Origin of the sequence: Vibrio sp. SBT000027 (genome assembly GCF_963894355.1) — a bacterium.
Classification (GTDB): domain Bacteria; phylum Pseudomonadota; class Gammaproteobacteria; order Enterobacterales; family Vibrionaceae; genus Vibrio; species Vibrio splendidus.
This window is the reverse complement of sequence record NZ_CAWQGD010000004.1, coordinates 2,493,040-2,515,482: the sequence shown is the minus strand read 5'-3', so window position 1 is coordinate 2,515,482 and position 22,443 is coordinate 2,493,040. Positions and strand designations below refer to the sequence as shown.

22 protein-coding genes are annotated in these 22,443 nt (G+C 44.1%); 14 read left to right on the top strand and 8 right to left on the bottom strand.

What is annotated here, in order from left to right; translation table 11 throughout:
- The first annotated feature begins 4 nt into the window (after nucleotides 1–4).
- The 3 genes from mltA (at nucleotide 5) to csdE (ending at nucleotide 2,542) form a co-directional block, all read left to right on the top strand.
- A complete protein-coding gene (mltA, locus tag AACU28_RS21180) occupies nucleotides 5–1,117 on the top strand; it encodes a murein transglycosylase A (protein ID WP_017093429.1) in 1,113 nt (370 codons plus the stop codon).
- Nucleotides 1,118–1,230: 113 nt separating this feature from the next.
- Entirely contained in the window at nucleotides 1,231–2,040 is an 810-nt protein-coding gene (tcdA, locus tag AACU28_RS21175) for a tRNA cyclic N6-threonylcarbamoyladenosine(37) synthase TcdA (protein WP_004735196.1), read from the top strand.
- A 73-nt stretch (nucleotides 2,041–2,113) separates the two neighbouring features.
- A complete protein-coding gene (gene csdE / locus AACU28_RS21170; RefSeq protein WP_121603550.1) occupies nucleotides 2,114–2,542 on the top strand; it encodes a cysteine desulfurase sulfur acceptor subunit CsdE in 429 nt (142 codons plus the stop codon).
- Between the two features lie 125 nt (nucleotides 2,543–2,667).
- Here csdE and csdA read toward each other — a convergent pair whose 3' ends face one another.
- The 3 genes from csdA to AACU28_RS21155 form a co-directional block, all read right to left on the bottom strand.
- Entirely contained in the window at nucleotides 2,668–3,879 is a 1,212-nt protein-coding gene (csdA, locus tag AACU28_RS21165; RefSeq protein ID WP_121603549.1) for a cysteine desulfurase CsdA, read from the bottom strand.
- Nucleotides 3,880–3,966: 87 nt separating this feature from the next.
- Nucleotides 3,967–4,860 (bottom strand): 2-dehydropantoate 2-reductase, encoded by an 894-nt coding sequence (gene panE / locus AACU28_RS21160; RefSeq protein ID WP_121603548.1) that lies wholly within the window; start codon nucleotides 4,858–4,860, stop codon nucleotides 3,967–3,969.
- A gap of 110 nt (nucleotides 4,861–4,970) precedes the next feature.
- Nucleotides 4,971–5,771, bottom strand: a complete 801-nt coding sequence (locus tag AACU28_RS21155; protein WP_004735200.1) for a nucleoside-specific channel-forming Tsx family protein — start codon at nucleotides 5,769–5,771, stop codon at nucleotides 4,971–4,973.
- A gap of 586 nt (nucleotides 5,772–6,357) precedes the next feature.
- Here AACU28_RS21155 and AACU28_RS21150 point away from each other — a divergent pair.
- Nucleotides 6,358–7,704, top strand: a complete 1,347-nt coding sequence (locus AACU28_RS21150; protein ID WP_121603547.1) for a DUF4397 domain-containing protein — start codon at nucleotides 6,358–6,360, stop codon at nucleotides 7,702–7,704.
- A gap of 76 nt (nucleotides 7,705–7,780) precedes the next feature.
- Here AACU28_RS21150 and AACU28_RS21145 read toward each other — a convergent pair whose 3' ends face one another.
- From AACU28_RS21145 to AACU28_RS21130, 4 genes are all read right to left on the bottom strand, one after another.
- On the bottom strand, nucleotides 7,781–9,139 hold the full coding sequence (locus AACU28_RS21145; RefSeq protein ID WP_121603546.1) for an AmpG family muropeptide MFS transporter: 1,359 nt from the start codon (nucleotides 9,137–9,139) through the stop codon (nucleotides 7,781–7,783).
- Between the two features lie 54 nt (nucleotides 9,140–9,193).
- A complete protein-coding gene (locus AACU28_RS21140) occupies nucleotides 9,194–9,742 on the bottom strand; it encodes a peptidylprolyl isomerase (RefSeq protein ID WP_017079928.1) in 549 nt (182 codons plus the stop codon).
- The gene (locus AACU28_RS21135) at nucleotides 9,742–10,311 is read right to left on the bottom strand and encodes a YajG family lipoprotein (RefSeq protein WP_004735204.1); all 570 of its coding nucleotides are present in this window, start codon (nucleotides 10,309–10,311) and stop codon (nucleotides 9,742–9,744) included. Before AACU28_RS21135 ends, AACU28_RS21140 begins: the two co-directional genes overlap by 1 nt.
- A gap of 66 nt (nucleotides 10,312–10,377) precedes the next feature.
- Nucleotides 10,378–11,529 (bottom strand): methyltransferase, encoded by a 1,152-nt coding sequence (locus AACU28_RS21130; RefSeq protein ID WP_121603545.1) that lies wholly within the window; start codon nucleotides 11,527–11,529, stop codon nucleotides 10,378–10,380.
- A gap of 175 nt (nucleotides 11,530–11,704) precedes the next feature.
- Between AACU28_RS21130 and bolA the strand changes: the two genes are divergently transcribed.
- The 9 genes from bolA (at nucleotide 11,705) to nqrM (ending at nucleotide 19,824) form a co-directional block, all read left to right on the top strand.
- Nucleotides 11,705–12,013 carry a transcriptional regulator BolA gene (bolA, locus tag AACU28_RS21125; RefSeq protein ID WP_017079929.1) on the top strand — a complete coding sequence of 103 codons (309 nt, stop codon included), beginning with the start codon at nucleotides 11,705–11,707 and terminating at the stop codon, nucleotides 12,011–12,013.
- A gap of 521 nt (nucleotides 12,014–12,534) precedes the next feature.
- On the top strand, nucleotides 12,535–13,875 hold the full coding sequence (locus tag AACU28_RS21120) for a Na(+)-translocating NADH-quinone reductase subunit A (RefSeq protein WP_017080319.1): 1,341 nt from the start codon (nucleotides 12,535–12,537) through the stop codon (nucleotides 13,873–13,875).
- 5 nt (nucleotides 13,876–13,880) lie between these two features.
- Entirely contained in the window at nucleotides 13,881–15,125 is a 1,245-nt protein-coding gene (locus tag AACU28_RS21115) for an NADH:ubiquinone reductase (Na(+)-transporting) subunit B (RefSeq protein WP_004735208.1), read from the top strand.
- The gene (locus tag AACU28_RS21110; protein ID WP_004735209.1) at nucleotides 15,115–15,882 is read left to right on the top strand and encodes a Na(+)-translocating NADH-quinone reductase subunit C; all 768 of its coding nucleotides are present in this window, start codon (nucleotides 15,115–15,117) and stop codon (nucleotides 15,880–15,882) included. The genes AACU28_RS21115 and AACU28_RS21110 overlap by 11 nt, the downstream gene beginning before the upstream one ends.
- On the top strand, nucleotides 15,882–16,514 hold the full coding sequence (locus AACU28_RS21105; protein ID WP_004735210.1) for an NADH:ubiquinone reductase (Na(+)-transporting) subunit D: 633 nt from the start codon (nucleotides 15,882–15,884) through the stop codon (nucleotides 16,512–16,514). Before AACU28_RS21110 ends, AACU28_RS21105 begins: the two co-directional genes overlap by 1 nt.
- A 7-nt stretch (nucleotides 16,515–16,521) precedes the next feature.
- Nucleotides 16,522–17,118, top strand: coding sequence for an NADH:ubiquinone reductase (Na(+)-transporting) subunit E (nqrE, locus tag AACU28_RS21100; RefSeq protein WP_004735211.1), 597 nt, complete (start codon nucleotides 16,522–16,524; stop codon nucleotides 17,116–17,118).
- Nucleotides 17,119–17,147: 29 nt separating this feature from the next.
- Nucleotides 17,148–18,374, top strand: coding sequence for an NADH:ubiquinone reductase (Na(+)-transporting) subunit F (nqrF, locus tag AACU28_RS21095; RefSeq protein WP_004735212.1), 1,227 nt, complete (start codon nucleotides 17,148–17,150; stop codon nucleotides 18,372–18,374).
- 174 nt (nucleotides 18,375–18,548) lie between these two features.
- A complete protein-coding gene (locus AACU28_RS21090) occupies nucleotides 18,549–19,553 on the top strand; it encodes an FAD:protein FMN transferase (protein WP_004735213.1) in 1,005 nt (334 codons plus the stop codon).
- 16 nt (nucleotides 19,554–19,569) lie between these two features.
- Nucleotides 19,570–19,824: a (Na+)-NQR maturation NqrM gene (gene nqrM / locus AACU28_RS21085; RefSeq protein ID WP_004735214.1), complete on the top strand. Its 255-nt coding sequence runs from the start codon at nucleotides 19,570–19,572 to the stop codon at nucleotides 19,822–19,824.
- Nucleotides 19,825–19,951: 127 nt separating this feature from the next.
- On the opposite strand, the gene AACU28_RS21080 is transcribed toward nqrM, so the two are convergent.
- Nucleotides 19,952–21,193 carry a diguanylate cyclase gene (locus AACU28_RS21080; protein ID WP_017079932.1) on the bottom strand — a complete coding sequence of 414 codons (1,242 nt, stop codon included), beginning with the start codon at nucleotides 21,191–21,193 and terminating at the stop codon, nucleotides 19,952–19,954.
- A gap of 163 nt (nucleotides 21,194–21,356) precedes the next feature.
- Between AACU28_RS21080 and dinB the strand changes: the two genes are divergently transcribed.
- Complete coding sequence (gene dinB, locus AACU28_RS21075; protein WP_121603544.1) at nucleotides 21,357–22,433, top strand: DNA polymerase IV; 1,077 nt, start codon at nucleotides 21,357–21,359, stop codon at nucleotides 22,431–22,433.
- The last annotated feature ends 10 nt before the right edge of the window (nucleotides 22,434–22,443 follow it).

The window sequence follows — 22,443 nt, the reverse complement described above, 5'->3', positions numbered from 1 at the left end:
TAGGATGACTCTTGTGATTAAAAAATGGCTTCCCCTTGTCGCTGCCTCTTTCTTATTTGGCTGTGCTCAACCGACTGATCTTGCTCAACAACACCTTGATGACGAATTTCCCCGCACCTTAAATAAGGTCGATCAGGTTGAATCCAATAAACCAAGAGACTACACCGCATTTGCAGAGCAAGCTGAAATGGTGGTTTCTAAATCCCCTTCGATGGCTAAAATCTATGAGCCGCTTTATCAGCAACTCAATGAGTGGGCGATGCAAAGTGGAGATCCAAGCGAGCTCGCTAACTTTGGCGTTCAAACTGCTCAATTGGGTGGTGGTGATAAGCAAGGCAACGTTTTGTTCACGGGGTACTTTTCTCCCGTAATGGAGCTACGCCACGAAGCGAGTGAAGAATACCGTTTCCCTGTTTATGGACTTCCAGAGTGCGATAAAGAGTGTCCAACCCGCGAAGAGATCTACAACGGTGCATTAGAAGGCCAGGGCCTTGAGTTAGGTTACTCGGCGAACCGCATCGATCCATTTATGATGGAAGTGCAGGGCAGTGGATTCGTGCATTTCGGTGATGACGATACGTTGCAGTATTTCGCATACGCGGGTAAGAACAATAAAGCTTACGTGAGCATTGGCCGTGTTTTGATCGAGCGAGGCTTAGTTCCACGCGAAAAAATGTCACTGAAAGCAATCAAAGAGTGGGTATTGGCAAACGATCCTGAAGTAGTCAAAGAGCTGCTTGAGCAAAACCCATCTTTCGTGTTTTTTGAAGCGAGAGACGACCTATCAGTAATGGGCAGCGCGGGCATCCCTCTATTACCTATGGCGGCAGTCGCGGGCGATCGCTCTATATTGCCTATGGGGACGCCAATCCTGGCTGAGGTTCCATTATTGAATGCAGACGGTACTTGGAGCGGCGCTCATCAACTAAGACTGTTACTTGTTTTGGATACCGGTGGCGCAGTTAAGCAGAACCATTTGGATCTCTACCACGGTATGGGGCCAAGAGCAGGAACTGAAGCGGGTCATTACAAGCATTTTGGTCGTGTATGGAAGCTTGGCTTAGATGGCAGTGCAACCGAAGCGCCTTGGGCTTTGCCTCCTGAAAAGGTCGAGTAAACAACAATAAAATAGGGCATTGAAAGCGAATCGCTAATCCCCTAGACTTTTAATTCAAGAGTGCGTATAAAACGCACTCTTTTCTTTTTCTCAGAAATAAATTGGCGGCAACAATGCGTGAATTGACCACTCCAGCTTCAGAAAACTATGACCAACGATTTGGTGGCACTCGTCGCTTATATGGCAATAGTGAAGTCGACATACTTAGAGCAGCACACGTGTGTGTGATCGGTATTGGCGGTGTCGGTTCATGGGCTGTTGAAGCGCTCGCTCGTACCGGTTTAGGTGAGCTGACTTTGATCGATATGGATGATGTGTGTGTGACTAACATCAACCGTCAAATCCACGCGATGTCGGGCACGGTTGGTAAAAGCAAAATCGAAGTGATGGCCGAGCGCGTTAAGCTGATTAACCCTGAGTGTAAAGTGAACCTGATTGACGACTTTATTGGCCCTGATAATCAGGCTGAATACCTATCGAAAGAGTTCGACTTTGTGTTAGATGCGATTGATAGTATGAAAGCTAAGGCTTCACTGTTGGCATATTGTCGTAGCAACAAAATCAAGGTGATCACCACCGGTGGTGCTGGTGGGCAAGTCGACCCGACTCAAATCAAAGTGGCTGATCTGACTAAGACGATTCAAGATCCGCTCGCGAAGAAGCTAAAAGATACCCTTCGTCGTCATCATAATTTCCCTATGAACCCTGCGCGTAAGTTTGGTATCGATTGTGTGTTCTCGACTGAGCAACTGAAATACCCTCAAGCCGACGGCAGTGTATGTGCTGCGAAAGCAACCGCAGAAGGTCCAAAGCGCATGGATTGTGCGACGGGTTTTGGCGCTGCGACAGTGGTCACCGCGACTTTTGGTTTTGTGGCTGTTTCACGTATTGTTGAAAAGCTGATTCAAAAGCACTCTAAGTAGTTCTCTATTATTTGCTTGAGAACACTAAACCATTGTTACCTTTACATTTAGTCATAATCTATTGGATATTAAAATGATGTCATTCCCAAGCTCTCCATTCGGCACTGAAATTACCAGTGATGATATTGTCGCGAAGATGCAGACATTCAGCGGCTGGGAAGATCGTTATCGCCAAGTGATTCAATGGGGTAAGAAATTACCTAGCATGCCTGATGAGCTGAAGAGTGAGCAGGTTGTAGTTTCTGGTTGTGAAAGCCAAGTCTGGCTAGTTTCTCAGAACATCGACGGTGTTTGGTGTTTTTTTGCTGATTCTGATGCTCGTATCGTGCGCGGTCTGATTGCATTAGTGATGGCTGCGTATGATGGAAAAACATCAGAGCAGGTTCAAGCGTTCGATATTGATGGTTACTTTGAACAAATCGGTTTAATTACCCACCTTAGCCCATCTCGCGGTAATGGATTAAAAGCGATCGTTGAGCAAATCCAAGAGCTAAGTGCTTAATATCTCTTAGATACACAGAAACAAAAAGGGTTGACGCTAAACGGCAACCCTACATAATTTCGCTACTCGCTACTCGCTACTCGCTACTCGCTACTCGCTACTCGCTACTCGCTACTCGCTATCCCCTAAAGCATATCAACCGCTTTTTCTATCGCCGCTACGAGCTTTTCAACGTCATCCATGTTGTTGTAAATACCAAATGAAATTCGAACCGTGCCTTTTACATTAAGCGCATCCATCAATGGGTGAGCACAATGATGCCCTGCACGTACCGCGATCCCTTGCTGATCCAACAGTGTCGCTATATCTTGATGGTGAACGCCATCCATCACAAAAGTAATCACGCTTGCGTTGGGCTGATACCCCAAAACCTGTATATCATCCAGTTTACTGAGTGCACGGTAGGTCTCGTGCTGTAGCTGGTGGATATGATTTTCGACATCTTGCTGTGCAAAACCACTTAACCATTCTATTGCAGTACTTAATGCTATCGCTCCGGCCACATTTGGCGTACCCGCTTCAAACTTCCCAGGCAGCTGTGAAAAAGTAGTGCCAGAAAAAGAGACGCGCTCAACCATTTTTCCACCACCGTGCCAAGGTGGCATCGCTTCGAGCAATTCAAGCTTGCCGTAAAGCACACCGATACCCGCAGGGGCATAGAGTTTGTGCCCAGAGAATACGTAGAAATCCGCACCTAAAGTAGCAACATCAATAGGCTCATGAACGATCCCTTGCGCGCCATCGACCACAACAATCGCATTCATCTTGTGTGCTTTTTCTATGACAGCTTCAATTGGCTGACGAGAACCCGTCACGTTGGTTATCTGAGCCAATGCAACAATCTTGGTTCGTTCAGTTAAAAGCGTATCAAACGCGACTAGGTCAAATTCGCAATCTGATGTCATCGGTACTTTAACGACTTTAGCGCCGGTTTGTTCTGCCACAATTTGCCAAGGCACAATGTTGGCGTGATGCTCCATTTCGCTAACCAAGATCTCATCGCCAGGCTGAAGGGTACTTCTTGCGTAGGTTTGAGCGATCAGGTTAAGTGCTTCGGTGGCACCGCGAGTCCAAATAATCTCTTTTGACGATCTAGCGCCGATAAACTGAGCGACCTTGCCTCTTGCCGCTTCAAACTGACTGGTCGCGTTCGCTGTTAAGCTATGACTACCACGGTGAACATTGGCATTTTGTTTGGAGTAATATTGGCTAATGGCATCAATAACCACCTGAGGTTTTTGTGTCGTTGCCGCGCTGTCTAAATAAATCAACGGCTGTTGATTGATGGTTTGTGATAGCGCAGGAAACTGCTCTCGGATGTGATTGATATCAAGCATCTATTCTTACCTAAAATCTTGGGAATTGGTGCTAGCGTTGTGCTTAGCGGTATTGTTATTTTATCGCGACTTGTTGACCGTTGCTGACTAATCTTGATGATTCCAGCTATTTTCTTGCTCTTTGACTTGAGCGAACAGTCTTTGGTTAACGGGAACGTCTATATGATGCTTGAGTGCAGTCTTAATAAGGTAGCCGTTAATGAAGTCGATCTCGGTCTTACGTTGGTAAAACATATCTTGCTTCATGGATGAATTGTTCTGTGCCGTGGCTTGGATAACCTGTTTGACGCTTGCTTCCAATTCATCGAATGAACAAACGATCCTTTCGGCTTGCATAACCTGCGTGATCTCTTTAACGATAGAACTAAAAATATCCTCAAACCTTTTATCTGCAAGCTTGCCATTCTTGATCTGTTCAAGGCCCGTGAGTGGATTGATCGCACAATTGATGGCGAGCTTAGTCCAAAGTGCAGTTTCTATTTGTGGGTTCCAACGCACAGCAGGGAGAGCATCATCTAAGACATCAACTAAAAACGTACACTGTTGGCCAGTTTGGTTGAAAGCACCCAATTGAGTTTGGCCCAATCCAGTATGAGACACATTGTTGCGGTCGGGTTTGAATGCAGCTTGAGTAGTCGTCGCCAATATTATTGGGTAAGCATCAATTTGAGTAGCTATCTCATCAACCGCGCCCATTCCGTTATGCATGAACATGAGAATGGTGTCGGGATCGAGATGTTGAAGCAGTGGAGTGGTTGCTTCTTCTACTTGCCAAGCTTTGACCGTGAAAATAACCAAGTCACTCGCTGATAGCTTTTCGATATTGTTGTTACTGAAGGAAAGGGAAGCTTGTCCATAAAGTGATAAGTCAATTGAGTTATCAGTGGAACGACTCCACAAAGACACATTATGACCAGCTTGAAGTAGTTTTATTGCCCATAAAGAGCCGATGGCCCCTGGCCCAACAATAGTGATGTTCACAGCAATACCGAGATAAGAAAGTGATGCTGCAAGGATAGCGAGGCATTAAATGAAAGCAATAAAAAATGGCACCCGAGGGTGCCATTTAGGAAACTTTCTTAGAAGTTCAATTAGAACTTGTAAGTTACTGCTACGTAGTGACCGAAGCCTGAAGACTTAAGCGCATCGCTATCTTTGATGCCGTATACATCTTTGTAGCCTTTAAGGCCGTAACCTACTGCGAATTGATCTGAGTGCCAGTAGATACCGTTGTACATTGCACCACCGTTGCTAGCTGAAACGTATTCGTCTTTCATGCCAAATTGGTAGTCGATGTAACCTTGGTAAGAGATGAATGAACCGTTCTCGAAGAAGTAGAATGGTTTGAACCAGTTCATAGAAACTTGGTAGCCGTTCCAGTCTTTACGGTTGCCATCGTAAGTACCGTAAAGGTTAACGCCAACTTTACCAAACCATGGAACCATTACGTCAGAACCAAGACCGATTTTCTGGTTGTTTACAGAGAATGGGTTAGTTTTGTAATCAGTACCGTCCCACTCCATTAATGAAGCAACGTATAGCTCTTGTACTGGACCGAAAGATAGGTCTTTTCCTGTTAGGCCATCAATAGACATACGTGGAGCAAACTTCATGAAGATCTTAGGATCACCAACTTTATCGCTACCTTTGTCTGATGTTAGGTTGAAAACATCAACATAACCGTAAAGGTCAAAGATTCCCGAACGGCCGCCGAATTCCATCTCTAGGTAATCATGTGATGATTCACCTGGAAGCTCATCAAATGCACCCATAAGGTTGAATTGAAGCCATTTGTAATCGTTCTTGTGAGTATCGCCGTCAGAATAATCAGCTGCCATTACTGGAGCAGATACTGCTGCAAGTAGGCCAAGAGTTAAAAGTGATTTACGCATAATGGAACTCTCTATGTTTGAAATAAGTAACCCGCTAATCCGTGCGTGTTTATGATGTCCGAATGCCGAGCATAATAGCGATTTTGTTCTCAAATAAAAGTGAGACGGAGTGAAAATTGCAATTATTAAGGTGAGATTGATCACACTAATGATCTAAATGATGGAACTTTAATGTATCAATGCATCTTGATGCACCTCTAATTCTATTGATTTTGTGAAATTAGATTATTTTGCGGATAAATAGGTGAAATACTGTGCTAAGCAAACGATTCTACTAATTAGAGTGACATGCATATCAAAATCAACAGTATTCCTTTCTAAGCGTTTTCTCTTTAAAAATGACTAATTCAAACCTCCTTTCAATCTTGTCTTTGATCTATTTTTGACCAACTGCGTAATGATGTTGGAATCAATTGATGAACAACTCATGTGATGACTGACTAGGAATTTCAACCTAGCTACTTTTTGAATCACGGAGAATTAAAGACAGTTCACTGCACTAGGTTTTGAGACAATTTTTAAAGATTAGTTATTGGACTAATCATTTGTGTGACGAACTGGTCTAACTTTTTTGGAGAGAAGACCGATGAAATATTCACCAGTACTCGCGGTAGCGATGTCAGCCCTGTTCATTGTGGGGTGTGATGATGACGATGAACCAACAACTCAACTTCAAGCTGTACATGCATCCCCAGATGCTCCGTTGGCTAATGTCTTAGTAAATAGTCAGGCTCGTTGGAGCGGTGTCGATTATGCTCAAGCATCCGGATATGCCTCATTAGATCAAGGACAGACAACCCTGCAAGTAGATGTCCAACTCCCAGGTGACGCAGTAGCGACTGTGATTCCGCCAAGCCAATTCGATTTGAGCGGTGATCTAGATTACACCGTGATAGTGGTCGGCGATGCTGATGGTTCGAATAACCCGGTTGAAGCTTTAGTTGTTACAAGGCCTGCTGAGGGAACGGCAACAAGTTCAAGTTTAGATGTGCAAGTTGTTCACGCGGCAACAGGGGTTGGAGATGTGAACTTATATGTAACGGCACCGAATGATCCATTGGGCGCTCCGCTTGGTACTCTCGGTTATAAGGACTTTACTGACGTACTCAATATCCCAGCAGGGCAATACCGTGTGAGATTAGAAACCGTGAGCGGCAGTGCTATTGCTTTTGACTCTGGAGAAATCACTCTTTCTGGCGGTAGCGAGCTAACGATTGCGGCGGTGCCAAGAGCTGATTCAAACAGTGCATCTCCGGTGAAGTTGATGGTGATGGATGGTAGCGGTTCATCTTTAATCTACGACATGGCAGAAACGGCAGAAGTAAGAGTGGGGCATTTGGTTGATGGTGCGCCGGATGTCGACCCATTTGTCAACGGTTCTGCATTTGCTCCACTTGCTGATTTAATGTTTAAAGAGATCCGTGGATTTTTAGATTTAGCAGCAGGGACTTACGATATTGACATCTTTGCCGATGGCACAACGACCAATGCATTGATTGATGCTGACGGGGTGGCTGTATTTGCCGGAATGGATTACAGCATTTATGCAGTGGGTACGTTAAGTCCACTCAATTTGGAACCACTAGTTGTCCCTGAAAACCGTCGCCCGGTTGCGACCAGTGCGGTCTTAAACATTACTCATGCGGCGGCAAACCCAGTTGCAGCATCGGTTGATATCTACTTGACTGAGAACGTGGGAATATCTGGTAGCACTCCGGCACTAAGTGATGTGAAGTTCAAAGATTACGCGAATGGTATTTATGTTGCAGCGGGATCTTACTACGTGACGATTACTGTAGCAGGAGACCCAACTACTGTTGCCATTGACTCTGCGCCTGCAACTTTGGCTGACGGTGTTGTTTATCAAGTCGTCGCGATTGATGACTCGACGGGAACTGGTTTTAACTTGATAGTAAGTGATACAACAGATTAGCGTTTAATTCTCTGCTGGCAGAAAGTAAAAGAGGGTAGCACTGGGCTACCCTCTTCTCTTTTGTTTTCTTTTACTCTTATTCGTGGTTGTTTTTGGCTTTTTCTAATAAATCAGTGAAAAAGTGGCGTAACGAGTAGAGCATGATCAAACTTGGAATCACCATTAATGACGTTAGTATAAAGAAGGTTGACCAGTCATTGAGGAAGTCGACCAGCTCACCGCTAAATGAAGCCAGAGTTGTACGACCGAAATTTCCCAATGATGCTAGCAAGGCGTATTGCGTTGCCGAGAAAGCTTGCCCAGTTAGTAGCGTTAAGAAGGAAACGAATGCCACTGTCGAAAAGGCGGTTGTGAAGTTATCGACAATAATCGTTGCAAGGAATAAGTTTTCATTGGGTCCTACTTGAGCAATCCATGCAAACATTAGGTTGCTGGCTGCCATGGCTACGCCGCCAATCATTAGCCCACGTACAATACCAAATTTCACATTGAAGACACTGCCTAGCAAGGTGAAGAATATGGTTGCTCCCCAGCCAATTAACTTGGAGTAGTGGCCGATTTGTTCATTGCTAAAGCCAATCTCTTTATAGAAGGGAATCGACATTCTGCCTAAGAAGGCTTCACCTATCTTAAACAGGAATACGAACAACAGAAGCGTAATAGCGACTTGAACACCGTTTCGCTTAAAGAAATCGTAGAAAGGTTCCAACACTGTAACGCTTAACCAGGCCAAAACTTTAGAGCCAACAACTTTATTATGGCGCTGTTGTGCTTCTTTTTGTAATGCTTCACGTTGTGTTGTTGGTTCTCCGACAAACAGTGTGAATAGCATCAGAATGATAACGACACAGGCCATACCGTAATAAACACCATTCCAACCTATTGTATCGGCATTGATAAATGCGAGATAACCAGGAAGAGAGTAGCCTGTCCACCATCCCATCACTGCCATTGCGGATGCTTGCGGTAATTTGGTGGATTCAGATTTAGGAAATGAATCAATACGGAAGGCATCAATGGCTATATCTTGGGTTGCCGACGCAATCGCAATTCCGAGAGCCAGCATTGAGGTGAACATCAAGTCATTGGCAGGGTTAACCCCAGCAATGAACAGCGTGCAGATCAATACAAAGCTTTGGCATAGAAATATCCAACTGCGTCGTTGTCCCAATATCGCATGTAGAATCGGCAGTTTGACTCGGTCTACCAGTGGTGCCCAAAGAAAGTTAATCGCATAGACGGCGAACACACTACCGAAATAACCGATAGCAGCACGAGTTAATCCTGCATCTTTTAGCCAGCCTGACATGTTAGAGCCGATAAGAACCCAAGGAAAGCCACTCGAACAACCCAACATAAACACCCAAAGTAGACGTTTATCTAGGTAGCTACGGAAGGTCTGCATCCAAGAAAGAGAGGGAGTGCCAGATGACATGGGGCGTCCTTGTATAGAAAAACGCCCTTAAGAGGTTAAGGGCGCTGTATGAGATTACTTAAGAAGTGTTACTTTGTTGATGATGATAGGGTCGGCTGGGATATCTGACATGCGGCCCATTCGCTTAGTCGGAATGGTTGCCATCTTTTGTACGACATCAAACCCTTCAGTTACCGTGCCAAAAACAGCGTAGCCCGGGTTACCACCTTTTGCATTCAAGAAGTCGTTATCCGAAAAGTTGATAAAGAACTGACGAGTCGCAGAGTCTGGCGCGTTAGTGCGAGCCATTGCGATCGTTGCTGTATCATTCTTTAGACCGTTACTGCCTTCATTTTTGATTGGGGCATAAGTCGCTTGTTGATTCATGTCTTGATCGAAGCCGCCACCTTGCGCCATAAAGCCAGGAATAACACGGTGGAAGATAGTGCCTTCGTAGCTGCCGTCTGCCACGTATTTTAGGAAGTTTTCAGTACTAACCGGAGCTTGCTCTTGGTTTAGCTCAATCGTGAAGTCACCTAATGTTGTTTCAACGTTCACTTTAGGGCCTGCCCAAACGCTCACGCTCACCAGCATTAATGCAATAGAAGTTAGAATACGGCTCATTAGAAACGTTCCTTCATGTAGTTTTGTAGTTCAGGGTCGTTCGCGATTTCAGTAAGAACCAAGTTGATCACATCGTTAAGAACCATTGAGATGTCGTCGTTTGAAGCACTTAGCGCTCCAGTACGAGTTGCGGTACCGTTGAATGTTTTAACGAGCTTACCTTCAGGTGTCTCGGCTGTTACTTCAAGCGTTACTTTACCGTCCATTTTGTTTTCCATAATGGTGTGTTCTACGGTAACAAGTGCTTCTTGAATCTCTAAAACAATAGAGTTTTCACTGTTTACGCTTGCTCGGAAACCTTGAGACTCTAACTGTTGAGCTACTGCGTTCTCTAGCGAAATACGCATGTTTTGTTTAGCGTGAATTGGCTGAATGTTTGAACGGCCACTATCAACCAAGGCTACATATTGAGCGGCACGAACATCTTTACTGGTTAGTGTGTATGTTTTGCCTTGTACAAGGTTGCTTGAGCTTAGTGAAGCTTCTGGCATAACATTGATCTGTTCTTGCTGAGGGGCAGAACATGCTGTCAATGCCATAATAGAAGCAGCCAAAATCAGTTTTTTCATTCCTTTATCCTTTCTAAATTCACACCAGAAGCTCGGTATCTTAAATTCTTGTGAAGTCGTTTCTGCTTATTTATTAAAATTCGCAGGCTCTCTTGTTGCTTGTAATATCTCAAATTTTTGGTTTAGTTCAAGCGTTTCAACGTTAGCTTCACCAAATAGTCTTGCTAGTTTGACATCGTATCCGAGGTGTCGGTTGCCAATAACAATTAATTTGCCTCCGTTGCTAAGAACATGCTTTGCATCACAGAACATTTGCCATGCAATGTGGTCTGTAATCGCTTGTTGCTGGTGGAACGGAGGATTACACATAACTAAGTAAGTGCTGTTCTTCTTGAAGCCATCTAAACAGTTGTTGGCGATGAACTGGAAGTTGCCTTCTTCACCAAGGTTATCCTTGACGTTTTGGCGCGCCGATTCCACCGCCATAAAGCTTTCATCCACACAGGTGATACGAGCTTGTGGGTTCAATTGCCCTGCTTTTACACTCAATACACCGTTGCCACAGCCTAAGTCGATGATATGACGTAGTTCAGGATCTTGAGGGATGTGCTCTAGCATATAACGAGCGCCTTGATCGAGTGCTTCCCCTGAGTAAACATTTGGTAAATTTTTCAGGCGGATATCTTCACCGTCTACGTCCCATTCAACATAAGGCTCTACTGTTTGAATCGGTTGGCAGTTTGGAGAAGAGAACACAAGGCGGTGCTTTTTCTTAGCCAGAGAGGTTTTGGTTTCACCGAGATATTTTTCAAACAGGTTCAGTGTTGAAGTGTGAATCTCTTTTACTTTATTCACACCAATCACTTGGCAGCCTTCAGACAATGCTTGGCGCAACTGGCTCAATTGCCATATTAGGTGGCGGTTGGTTTTTGGCAATTGCATGATCACAAGGTCGATACCGTGTGGGATATCATCCATCGTGTTCAAGAAGTTCACTCGATTACTTTGATTGCGCTGTAAGTTTTTTAGCGTTCCGCGATGAGAAATGAAAGAGTCACTCATCATGGTCACGTCATGATCTTTGGAGAACCAAGCGGATAGGGCACCAAAACTGTCGTTCATGATCAGGATGTGTTTACCAGGTTCAAGATTCATCTCTTCAACATGGCTAATCAGATATTCGTCGCCGGCATCCCAAGCTTGAAGGGTTTCATTTGAACGGTTGGGGAAACGATTTAGGGTTAAAGTTCTATCGTGAAGGGTAAGTTCAGTTTTCATTGCTTGAGATACTTATGTAAGAAATAACAAAGATATTGTCTCAAATGCAGCCTGAACAAGATATAAAAAACTCGACTAAACCCCTCGAGTCAGCGATGAAATACTCAGACAGTCGGTTAGTTAGGGTTTATACTGGAGCGACAGATAATGCCAATACGCTATTTAAGGAATCACAATGATCCAAGAAGTTATCGAAACAAAATTGCACAATGAGTTTTCACCAAGTCATTTAAACGTGGTGAATGAGAGCTATATGCACAATGTTCCGGCTGGTTCTGAGAGTCATTTTAAAGTGATTGTTGTCAGCGATGTGTTTGAAGGTTTGCGTCTTATTGCTCGTCATAGAGCGGTAAATAAAGCACTATCAGAAGAGTTAGCGAATAATATTCACGCACTATCCATTCACACTTATACAAAAGATGAATGGATGAAGCAGCTAAATAACGTGCCAGATAGCCCGATGTGTATGGGTGGTGGTAAGTAAGATAATTAACCCATATAGAAGAGGCGGCTAGGCTGCCTCTTTTGTCTCAAAATCTATCTGTTTTCTGTTGTTATATCACTCAAGCTGATGGTAAATTGACCGACCAAAAATACCTACAATGAGTAATGTTTTTATTAACAGTGTTTCAACATAACACGTAAAATATTAGTTTGTGACAGAGTATTAATCTCTTGTTTAAAACACGTTCTAAAAGCCATTCTATCTGTGCGGCTCGTCAAATTTATACATATTTGAGAGTCCATATGCTTCAAATCTCACCAAATAAAGGCCGTATTCAAGTTATTGGTCATGGCATCAAGTTGTCAAAAAATGCTAGAATATGGCACCTGATAAATCTCACATAATTCTTGTGATGAGTTTATTAATGTATTGTTGCGATTTTGGTATCTCAAATTTACCAAAACCGGACACTGTAATGTCGTGTCTAAGGGCGATTTTAAAACGTCCTGAATTTACGCAATTAAAAGAATCTTTTTCCCGATAAAGTAGTGCAAGTGCGTATGATTACAATAAAGAAGGGTTTGGATCTTCCTATCGCAGGAACTCCATCCCAGGTGATTAATGATGGTAAGTCCATCACTAAAGTCGCCTTGCTTGGCGAAGAGTACGTTGGTATGCGTCCTACGATGCATGCTCGCGTTGGTGATGAAGTGAAGAAAGGCCAAGTTCTTTTTGCAGATAAAAAGAACCCAGGTGTTGTATTTACTTCTCCAGCAAGCGGTAAAGTTATTGAAGTGAACCGTGGTGCTAAGCGTGTTCTTCAATCAGTAGTGATTGAAGTAGCAGGCAATGAGCAAATCACGTTCAATAGCTATGAAGCTAACCAACTAGTAGGCCTTGACCGTGAAACGGTTAAAGCTCAATTAGTTGAGTCTGGCGCATGGACCGCTTTGCGAACTCGTCCGTTCAGCAAGGTTCCAGCAGTTGATTCTGAAACTCAGGCTATTTTTGTTACTGCTATGGATACTAATCCGCTAGCAGCTGAGCCAGAATTAATCATTAACGAGCAGTCTGATGCTTTCGTTGCTGGTTTAGATCTTCTTTCAACTCTGACTAACGGTAAAGTGTACGTTTGTAAAAAAGGTACTAGCTTACCTCGTTCAGCTCAGTCTAACGTTGAAGAACATGTTTTTGATGGCCCACACCCTGCAGGTCTTGCAGGCACGCATATGCATTACCTGTATCCGGTAAATGCACAAAATGTAGCGTGGAGCATTAACTACCAAGACGTGATCGCATTCGGTAAGCTTTTCCTTACTGGTGAGATTTACTCTGAGCGCGTTGTTTCTCTGGCTGGTCCAGTAGTTAACAACCCTCGTCTAGTTCGTACTCAAATTGGTGCTAGCCTTGAAGAGTTGACGGACAGCGAGTTGATGCCAGGTGAAGTTCGCCTGATCTCAGGTTCAGTGCTATCTGGTGTTCACGCTTCAGGTCCACATGCTTACCTTGGCCGTTACCATCAACAAGTTTCGGTTCTTCGTGAAGGTCGTGATAAAGAGCTATTCGGCTGGGCTATGCCTGGTAAGAACAAGTTCTCTGTTACTCGTTCATTCCTTGGTCACGTGTTTAAAGGTCAGTTGTTCAACATGACAACGACAACGAACGGTAGTGATCGCTCTATGGTTCCAATTGGTAACTACGAGAAAGTAATGCCATTAGATATGGAGCCTACTTTGCTGCTTCGCGATCTATGCGCTGGCGACGTTGATAGTGCACAAGCACTTGGTGCGCTAGAGCTAGATGAAGAAGATTTAGCACTGTGTACCTTTGTATGTCCTGGTAAGTACGAGTACGGTCAGTTACTTCGTGAATGCCTAGATACAATTGTGAAGGAAGGGTAATTTTCATGGGCCTTAAAAAGTTTATTGAAGACATCGAGCATCATTTTGAACCAGGTGGTAAACACGAAACGTGGTTTGCGCTTTACGAAGCAGCAGCAACACTTTTCTACACACCAGGTACTGTTACAAAGAAAAGCTCGCATGTCCGTGATAGCGTTGATTTAAAACGTATCATGATCATGGTTTGGCTTGCGGTATTCCCAGCAATGTTCTGGGGTATGTACAACGCAGGTGGTCAGGCTATCGCAGCACTAAACCACATGTATTCAGGTGCAGAACTAGTTTCTATCATTGATGGTAACTGGCACTACTGGCTAACCGAAATGCTTGGAGCCTCCTTAGGGGCCGATGCAGGTTGGGGCAGTAAGATGCTCTTGGGTGCGACTTACTTCTTACCTATCTACGCAACGGTATTTATCGTTGGTGGTTTCTGGGAAGTACTGTTCTGTATGGTGCGTAAGCACGAAGTCAACGAAGGTTTCTTTGTTACTTCTATCTTATTTGCGCTTATCGTTCCGCCAACGCTTCCTCTATGGCAAGCAGCACTAGGTATTACCTTTGGTGTTGTTGTTGCGAAAGAGATCTTCGGTGGTACGGGTCGTAACTTCTTGAACCCTGCTCTTGCTGGTCGTGCGTTCCTGTTCTTTGCATACCCTGCACAGATTTCAGGTGACGTAGTTTGGACTGCTGCAGATGGCTTCTCTGGTGCAACTGCTCTTAGCCAATGGGCTCAAGGCGGCGGTAGTGCACTAATGAACGTAACATCAGGTGAAGCAATCACTTGGATGGACGCATTCATTGGTAACATTCCAGGTTCTATCGGTGAAGTTTCAACGCTTGCACTTATGATTGGTGCAGCAATGATTGTTTACATGGGCATTGCCTCATGGCGCATCATTGCGGGTGTAATGATCGGTATGGTTGCAGTATCAACACTATTTAACGTGATTGGTTCTGACACTAATGCAATGTTCAGCATGCCTTGGCATTGGCACCTAGTTCTAGGTGGTTTCGCATTCGGTATGTTCTTCATGGCGACTGACCCGGTATCAGCTTCATTTACCAATAAAGGTAAGTGGTGGTACGGCATCCTAATCGGCGCAATGTGTGTAATGATTCGTGTAGTTAACCCTGCATACCCAGAAGGCATGATGCTTGCGATTCTATTCGCAAACCTATTTGCTCCTCTGTTTGACCACGTTGTAATCGAGAAGAACATTAAGCGGAGACTAGCGCGCTATGGCAAGTAATAACGATAGCATTAAAAAGACGCTGTTTGTTGTTATCGCATTGAGCCTAGTGTGCTCAATCATCGTTTCAACAGCTGCAGTTGTTCTTAAACCTAAGCAACAAGCTAACGCAGTTCTGGATCAGCAAACTAAGATCCTTGAAGTTGCGGGCATTGAACTTGCGGGTAATATCCCAGCACTGTACGCAGAGAACATCGAACCTCGTCTAGTTGATTTCGCTACTGGCGATTTCGTTGACGGCGACGCTGCTGCATACGACCAACGTAAAGCGGCAAAAGATCCGGCTCAGTCAATCAAGCTTTCAGCTGAAGATGACATCGCTAAGATCATTCGTCGTGCTAACACGGGTACGGTATACCTAGTGAAAGATGGCGCTGAAACTTCTAAAGTTATCATCCCTGTTCACGGTAACGGTCTATGGTCAATGATGTACGCATTCGTTGCGGTAGAAACTGATGGCAACACAGTTTCTGGTATCACTTACTACGAGCAAGGTGAAACTCCTGGACTTGGTGGTGAAGTTGAGAACCCAACTTGGCGCGCTCAATTCGTTGGTAAGAAATTATTCGACGAAAACCACAAACCTGCTATCCAGGTTGTTAAAGGTGGCGCTCCTCAAGGTTCTGAGCACGGTGTAGATGGCCTTTCTGGTGCAACACTGACCAGCGTTGGTGTTCAACATACATTTGACTTCTGGTTAGGTGATATGGGCTTTGGTCCGTTCCTAGCAAAAGTTCGTGACGGAGGTCTGAACTAATGTCTAGTGCAAAAGAAATTAAAAAGAGCATCTTAGCGCCGGTGTTGGATAACAACCCAATCGCGCTACAAGTTCTTGGTGTGTGTTCTGCTCTTGCGGTAACCACTAAGCTAGAAACTGCATTTGTTATGACTATCGCGGTAATGTTCGTTACTGCTCTGTCTAACTTCTTCGTTTCTTTGATCCGTAACCACATTCCTAACAGTGTGCGTATCATCGTTCAGATGGCAATTATCGCATCATTAGTAATCGTGGTAGACCAAGTGCTTAAAGCATACTTATACGATATCTCTAAGCAGCTATCTGTATTCGTTGGCCTAATCATTACTAACTGTATTGTAATGGGTCGTGCTGAAGCATTCGCAATGAAGTCTGCGCCAATCCCATCTTTCATCGATGGTCTTGGTAACGGTCTTGGTTACGGTTTCGTTCTTATCACTGTTGGTTTCTTCCGTGAGCTTCTAGGCTCTGGCAAACTATTTGGTATGGAAGTACTACCTCTAGTGAGCAACGGTGGTTGGTATCAGCCAAACGGCTTGATGCTTCTAGCACCTTCTGCATTCTTCCTAATTGGTTTCTTGATTTGGGCAATTCGTGTGTTCAAACCAGAACAAGTAGAAGCGAAGGGGTAAGGTAGTCATGGAACATTATATTAGTCTGCTAGTTAAATCGATTTTCATCGAAAACATGGCGCTTTCTTTCTTCCTAGGTATGTGTACATTCCTAGCGGTTTCTAAGAAAGTTAAAACTTCTTTTGGTCTTGGTGTTGCGGTAGTTGTAGTACTTACAATCGCTGTTCCTGTAAACAACCTTGTTTACACACACATCCTAAAAGAAAATGCACTTGTTGCCGGTGTCGATTTAAGTTTCCTTAACTTCATCGCATTCATCGGTGTTATCGCTGCACTTGTACAAATCCTAGAGATGGTTCTAGACCGTTTCTTCCCACCTTTGTACAACGCACTAGGTATCTTCCTTCCATTGATCACAGTTAACTGTGCAATCTTTGGTGGTGTATCTTTCATGGTAACTCGTGACTACAACTTTGCTGAATCTGTTGTTTACGGCTTCGGTTCTGGTGTGGGTTGGATGTTAGCTATCGTTGCTCTTGCGGGTATCCGTGAGAAGATGAAGTACTCTGACGTACCTCCAGGTCTACGTGGCCTTGGTATCACGTTCATTACTGTTGGTCTGATGGCGTTAGGCTTTATGTCTTTCTCTGGTGTTCAACTGTAGGGTAAGCACCCAGTAATAAGGAATAACAAATGCAAAGCATTATTCTTGGCGTAGCGATGTTTACCATTATTGTATTGGCTCTAGTACTAGTGATTCTTTTCGCTAAGTCTAAGCTAGTACCATCAGGTGACATCACTATTGCTGTAAACGGCGACCCTGAAAAGGCGATCGTTACTCAACCTGGTAGCAAGCTACTTGGTGCCCTAGCTGGCGCTGGTATCTTCGTATCGTCTGCTTGTGGTGGCGGTGGCTCTTGTGGTCAGTGTCGTGTAAAAGTTAAGTCTGGTGGTGGCGACATCCTACCAACTGAACTTGATCACATCACCAAAGGCGAAGCTCGCGAAGGCGAACGTCTTGCATGTCAAGTTGCTATGAAAACTGACATGGAGATTGAGCTAGACGAAGACATCTTTGGTGTTAAGAAGTGGGAATGTACAGTTATCTCTAATGATAACGAAGCTACTTTCATCAAAGAGCTAGCACTTGCTATCCCTGAAGGTGAAGAAGTTCCATTCCGCGCGGGTGGTTATATTCAGATTGAAGCTGAACCACATCACGTGAAATACGCAGATTACGATATTCCTGACGAATACCGTGGTGACTGGGATAAGTTCAACTTGTTCCGTTACGAGTCTATTGTTAAAGAGCATTCGATTCGTGCTTACTCTATGGCTTCATACCCAGAAGAGAAAGGCATCATCAAGCTTAACGTGCGTATCGCAACTCCGCCGCCAAACAACCCTGACGTAGCTCCTGGTGTGATGTCTTCATACATCTGGTCTCTTAAAGAAGGCGACAAATGTACTATTTCTGGTCCATTTGGTGAGTTCTTTGCTAAAGACACAGACAATGAAATGGTATTCATCGGTGGTGGTGCAGGTATGGCGCCAATGCGTTCACATATCTTCGACCAACTTAAGCGTCTTAACTCTACTCGTAAGATGTCTTACTGGTACGGTGCACGTTCTAAGCGTGAGATGTTCTACATTGAAGATTTCGATGGCCTAGCGGCTGCAAACGAGAACTTCGTGTGGCACTGTGCACTGTCTGATCCTCAACCAGAGGACAACTGGGATGGTTACACAGGTTTCATCCACAACGTATTGTACGAAAACTACCTGAAGGATCATGAAGCTCCTGAAGACTGTGAGTACTACATGTGTGGTCCACCAATGATGAACGCGGCTGTTATCGGCATGCTGAAAGATCTTGGTGTAGAAGATGAAAACATTCTACTAGATGACTTCGGTGGTTAATCCATTTAAGTGATTGATATTATGGCTGACTCTTACGAGTCAGCCATTTGTTTTTCTAAGACTACTCGTGACAACAAACTGGCTTATATAAGAAAGAGTAAGGCATTCAAAATACCTATTTTTTACTCTTATTTTTCCTTATATAAATCCTTAACCTTAAACAGGAGTAAGCAAGTGAGAATTTGGCTTGTTGCATTAACTTCTTTGATTTTTCTTGCGGGCTGTGATCAGGCAAGAGAGCAAGTGCATTTAAGTGGCCCTACAATGGGTACCAGTTACAATATCAAGTACATCAATGGTGATGAATTTCCTGAGTCTAACGAAGTTCATACCGAGATCGACCGTCTGCTTGAAGAAGTGAATGATCAAATGTCGACCTACCGTGAAGACTCAGAACTGAGCCGTTTTAACCAGCATAAAGGTGCCGATGCATTCGAAGTATCTGAACAAACAGCTACTGTTGTGAAAGAAGCGATTCGTTTGAACGGTCTTACTGAAGGTGCATTGGATGTTACGGTTGGACCATTGGTTAACCTTTGGGGTTTTGGTCCTGAAGCGCGTCCTGAAGTGGTTCCATCAGATGAAGAGCTTGCGGCTCGCAAGGCTAAGGTTGGTATTCATCACTTGAGCGTTGAAGGTAATAAGTTAAGCAAAGACTTGCCTAACTTGTATGTTGACCTTTCAACTATCGCAAAAGGTTGGGGTGTGGATGTCGTTGCTGATTACCTTGATTCAATTGGTATTCATAATTACATGGTTGAAGTAGGTGGTGAAATCCGCTTGAAGGGTTTAAACCGTGAAAGTGTGGGTTGGCGTATCGCCATAGAGAAGCCAACTGTCGACGAGCGTAACATTCAAGAGATCATCGAGCCGGGTGATATGGCGATCGCAACATCTGGTGACTACCGTAACTATTTTGAGCGCGATGGTGTTCGTTACTCACACATCATTAACCCTGAAACAGGCAAGCCGCTTCATCATAAAGTGGTTTCTGTAACCGTTTTAAACCCGTCTTCAATGACTGCAGATGGCTTATCTACAGGCCTTATGGTCTTAGGTGAAGAAAAAGGACTGGAAGTCGCGAACCAACATAACATCCCTGTGTTCATGGTGGTAAAAACAGCAGATGGCTTTAAAGAAATTGCTTCTGAAGCATTTAAGCCATACTTAGGTAAATAAGGTAAGCGAGATAATTATGAATACATTTCTGATTACATTTGGTGTTTTTCTTGCAGTAATCGCAGCGATGTCTATTGGCTATATTATCCAAAAGAAAGTTGTGAAGGGTAGCTGTGGTGGCTTAGGCGCTGTTGGTATTGATAAAGTATGTAACTGCCCTGAACCTTGTGATGCGCGCAAAAAGCGTGAAGCACGTGAAGCATACCGCGAAGAGAAACTGGCTGAGCGTCAGCAAAAAGAAGCTTCTTGGAATAAAGATCGTATTGCTTAATTGCGATTAGCAGTAATAACGATTAGGAGCGAAACCTGCTCCTGAAAAAACAAAGAGCCCAAGGTTAACACCTTGGGCTCTTTTCATTTTAAATACTGACTCGGTTCGTGCTCTAGGAAAGCAGGAGTTACTCATTAACGCGTTGAAGGTTATTACGAGCGCATATCAACTGGTTTCGACCTTGCTTTTTCGCGGTATAAAGTAGCTCGTCTGCTGCTTTGATTTGCTCGTCTAAAGAGCCTTCTTGGTCGGTCACGCCAATGCTCATGCTCACTTTAATCACATGTGAATCATGCTGCACTTCATGATTTTCAATTGCGACTCGCATCGATTCCAAGGTCTCTATAAAATCTTCAAATGGTTCGCATGACTGAATGCAAAACTCTTCGCCACCGAAGCGAACCGCTAAATCATCTTTAAAGTGCTCTTTGATGATTTTACCAACCTCAATTAATACCGCGTCACCACCATCGTGGCCGTAGGTATCATTCACCTTTTTAAAAAAGTCGATATCCATCATAGCGATACTGCGATGTTCACAGCCTTTGCATGTTTGATTGAAAAGGTAGCGACGGTTCCAAAGCCCAGTCAGAGCATCCTCATTGGCATGACGAAACAGTTCATTGGTCGCTTCTTTCATGTCGAGCAATTGGTGAATACGGCAGAAAAATTCTTCTTGGTTAAATGGCTTATAAAGGAAGTCGTTGGCGCCAGCTTTAAGGAAGCGAGCGGTCATTGTGCGATCATCACTGCCAGATAGGCCGAGAATAGCGAGTTGATTACGATCGTGTTGGACTCGAATATCACGGGTCATCGAAATGCCATCTTTATTCGGCATGTCATGGTCGGTAACGACAAAAGTGATATCAGGATCGTTTTGGAGGAGCTCTAGTGCTTGCTCTCCATCTACCGCTTGAATCGTTTGAATATATTGATGCTCAAGAAGTTGGACAACATATCGACGAACCACAGCAGAATCATCAACTACTAAGGCTTTATGGTATCGGTTATTCGAGATTCGATTAACCAGAGGAAGTAAGTAACTGACTGACGACATGCTGTCTTTAAGGATGTAATCAAGCACACCTTTTGCGAGTACTTGCTCTCGAAGTGTGTTGTTGAACATACCCGTGAGCACAATGATTTTTTGTTGATAGCCGAGTACCAAATCAATGATCTCACCATCTTGGCCATCGGGTAAGCAGTAATCGAGCACCGCACACAAGAAATCCGTCTCTTGCTCTAAGATAGCTTTGGCTTCTGCTACTGATTCAGCCAGTGAAACATCATAGCCATCATTTTTAAATTGCTGGTACAGGTAGTTTCTGAATGCACGACTGTCTTCTACTACTAGTATTTTCTCACTCAAAAGCTATCCCTACTTATAGACTAAATACTCCTTAACAATACTATCAGAATAGTAGGCGGCTATTGAAGAGAAACCTGTTGAGCTGGACTCCAGATCATTTTAAATCTGAGAATAATTGATTATACTGTTCATAGATACAGTTGTGAGGTTGAGTTATTCCTAAATGTGTAGTGCGGGCGAAGAGAAAGTTAGAAAAATAATCCATGTTGATATGGATTGTTTTTACGCAGCTGTAGAAATGCGAGATAACCCATCTTATAGAAATCGACCGCTCGCAGTCGGGGGACATGAAAAACAGCGCGGGGTTTTGAGTACATGTAATTATGAAGCTCGCAAGTTTGGTATTCGTTCTGCAATGCCAACAGGAAAAGCGTTGCAGCTTTGCCCCAACCTGTTGGTTGTTCCTGGGAGAATGTCGGTCTACGTCGAGATATCGAAAAAGATCCGCGAAATTTTTTCTCGATACACATCCATCATTGAACCTCTTTCTTTGGATGAAGCTTTCCTTGATGTCACCGATTCCAAGCAATGTCATGGTTCGGCCACACTGATTGCAGAGGCGATTCGTCACGATATCTGGAATGAACTCAACTTGACCGCTTCGGCTGGCATCGCTCCAATAAAGTTTCTAGCGAAAGTAGCGTCAGATATGAACAAACCTAACGGACAGTTTGTGATTCCTCCACAAGACGTACAAGCTGTGATTGATGACCTCCCACTCGAAAAGATTCCCGGTGTTGGCAAGGTCAGTATCGAAAAACTGCATCAAGCAGGCTTCTTTACTTGTAAGGATATTAAGGAGTCTGACTATCGCGATCTATTGCTCAGGTTTGGCCGTCAAGGTGCATCACTATGGAAGCGCAGTCATGGAGTTGATGACCGAGAAGTTATCATCGAACGTGAACGAAAATCGGTAGGTGTGGAGCGCACCTTTACTCAAAACATTTCTACCTACGAGGAATGTTGGCTGGTGATCGAAGACAAGCTGTTTCCTGAACTCGAAACTCGCTTAGAAAAAGCTAGCCCAAGCAAAGCGATCATCAAGCAGGGCATTAAGCTCAAGTTCGCCGACTTTCAACAAACTACTATTGAGCACATCCACGCCTCTCTCGATCGCGAACACTTCAAAGAACTGTTAAGTGAAATACTGAAAAGACAACAAGGGCGAGAAATACGCCTGCTTGGTTTGAGCGTGATGCTACAACCCAAGGATCAAATGCGTCAGCTGAGTTTCTTTTAGGCTGTCTTGT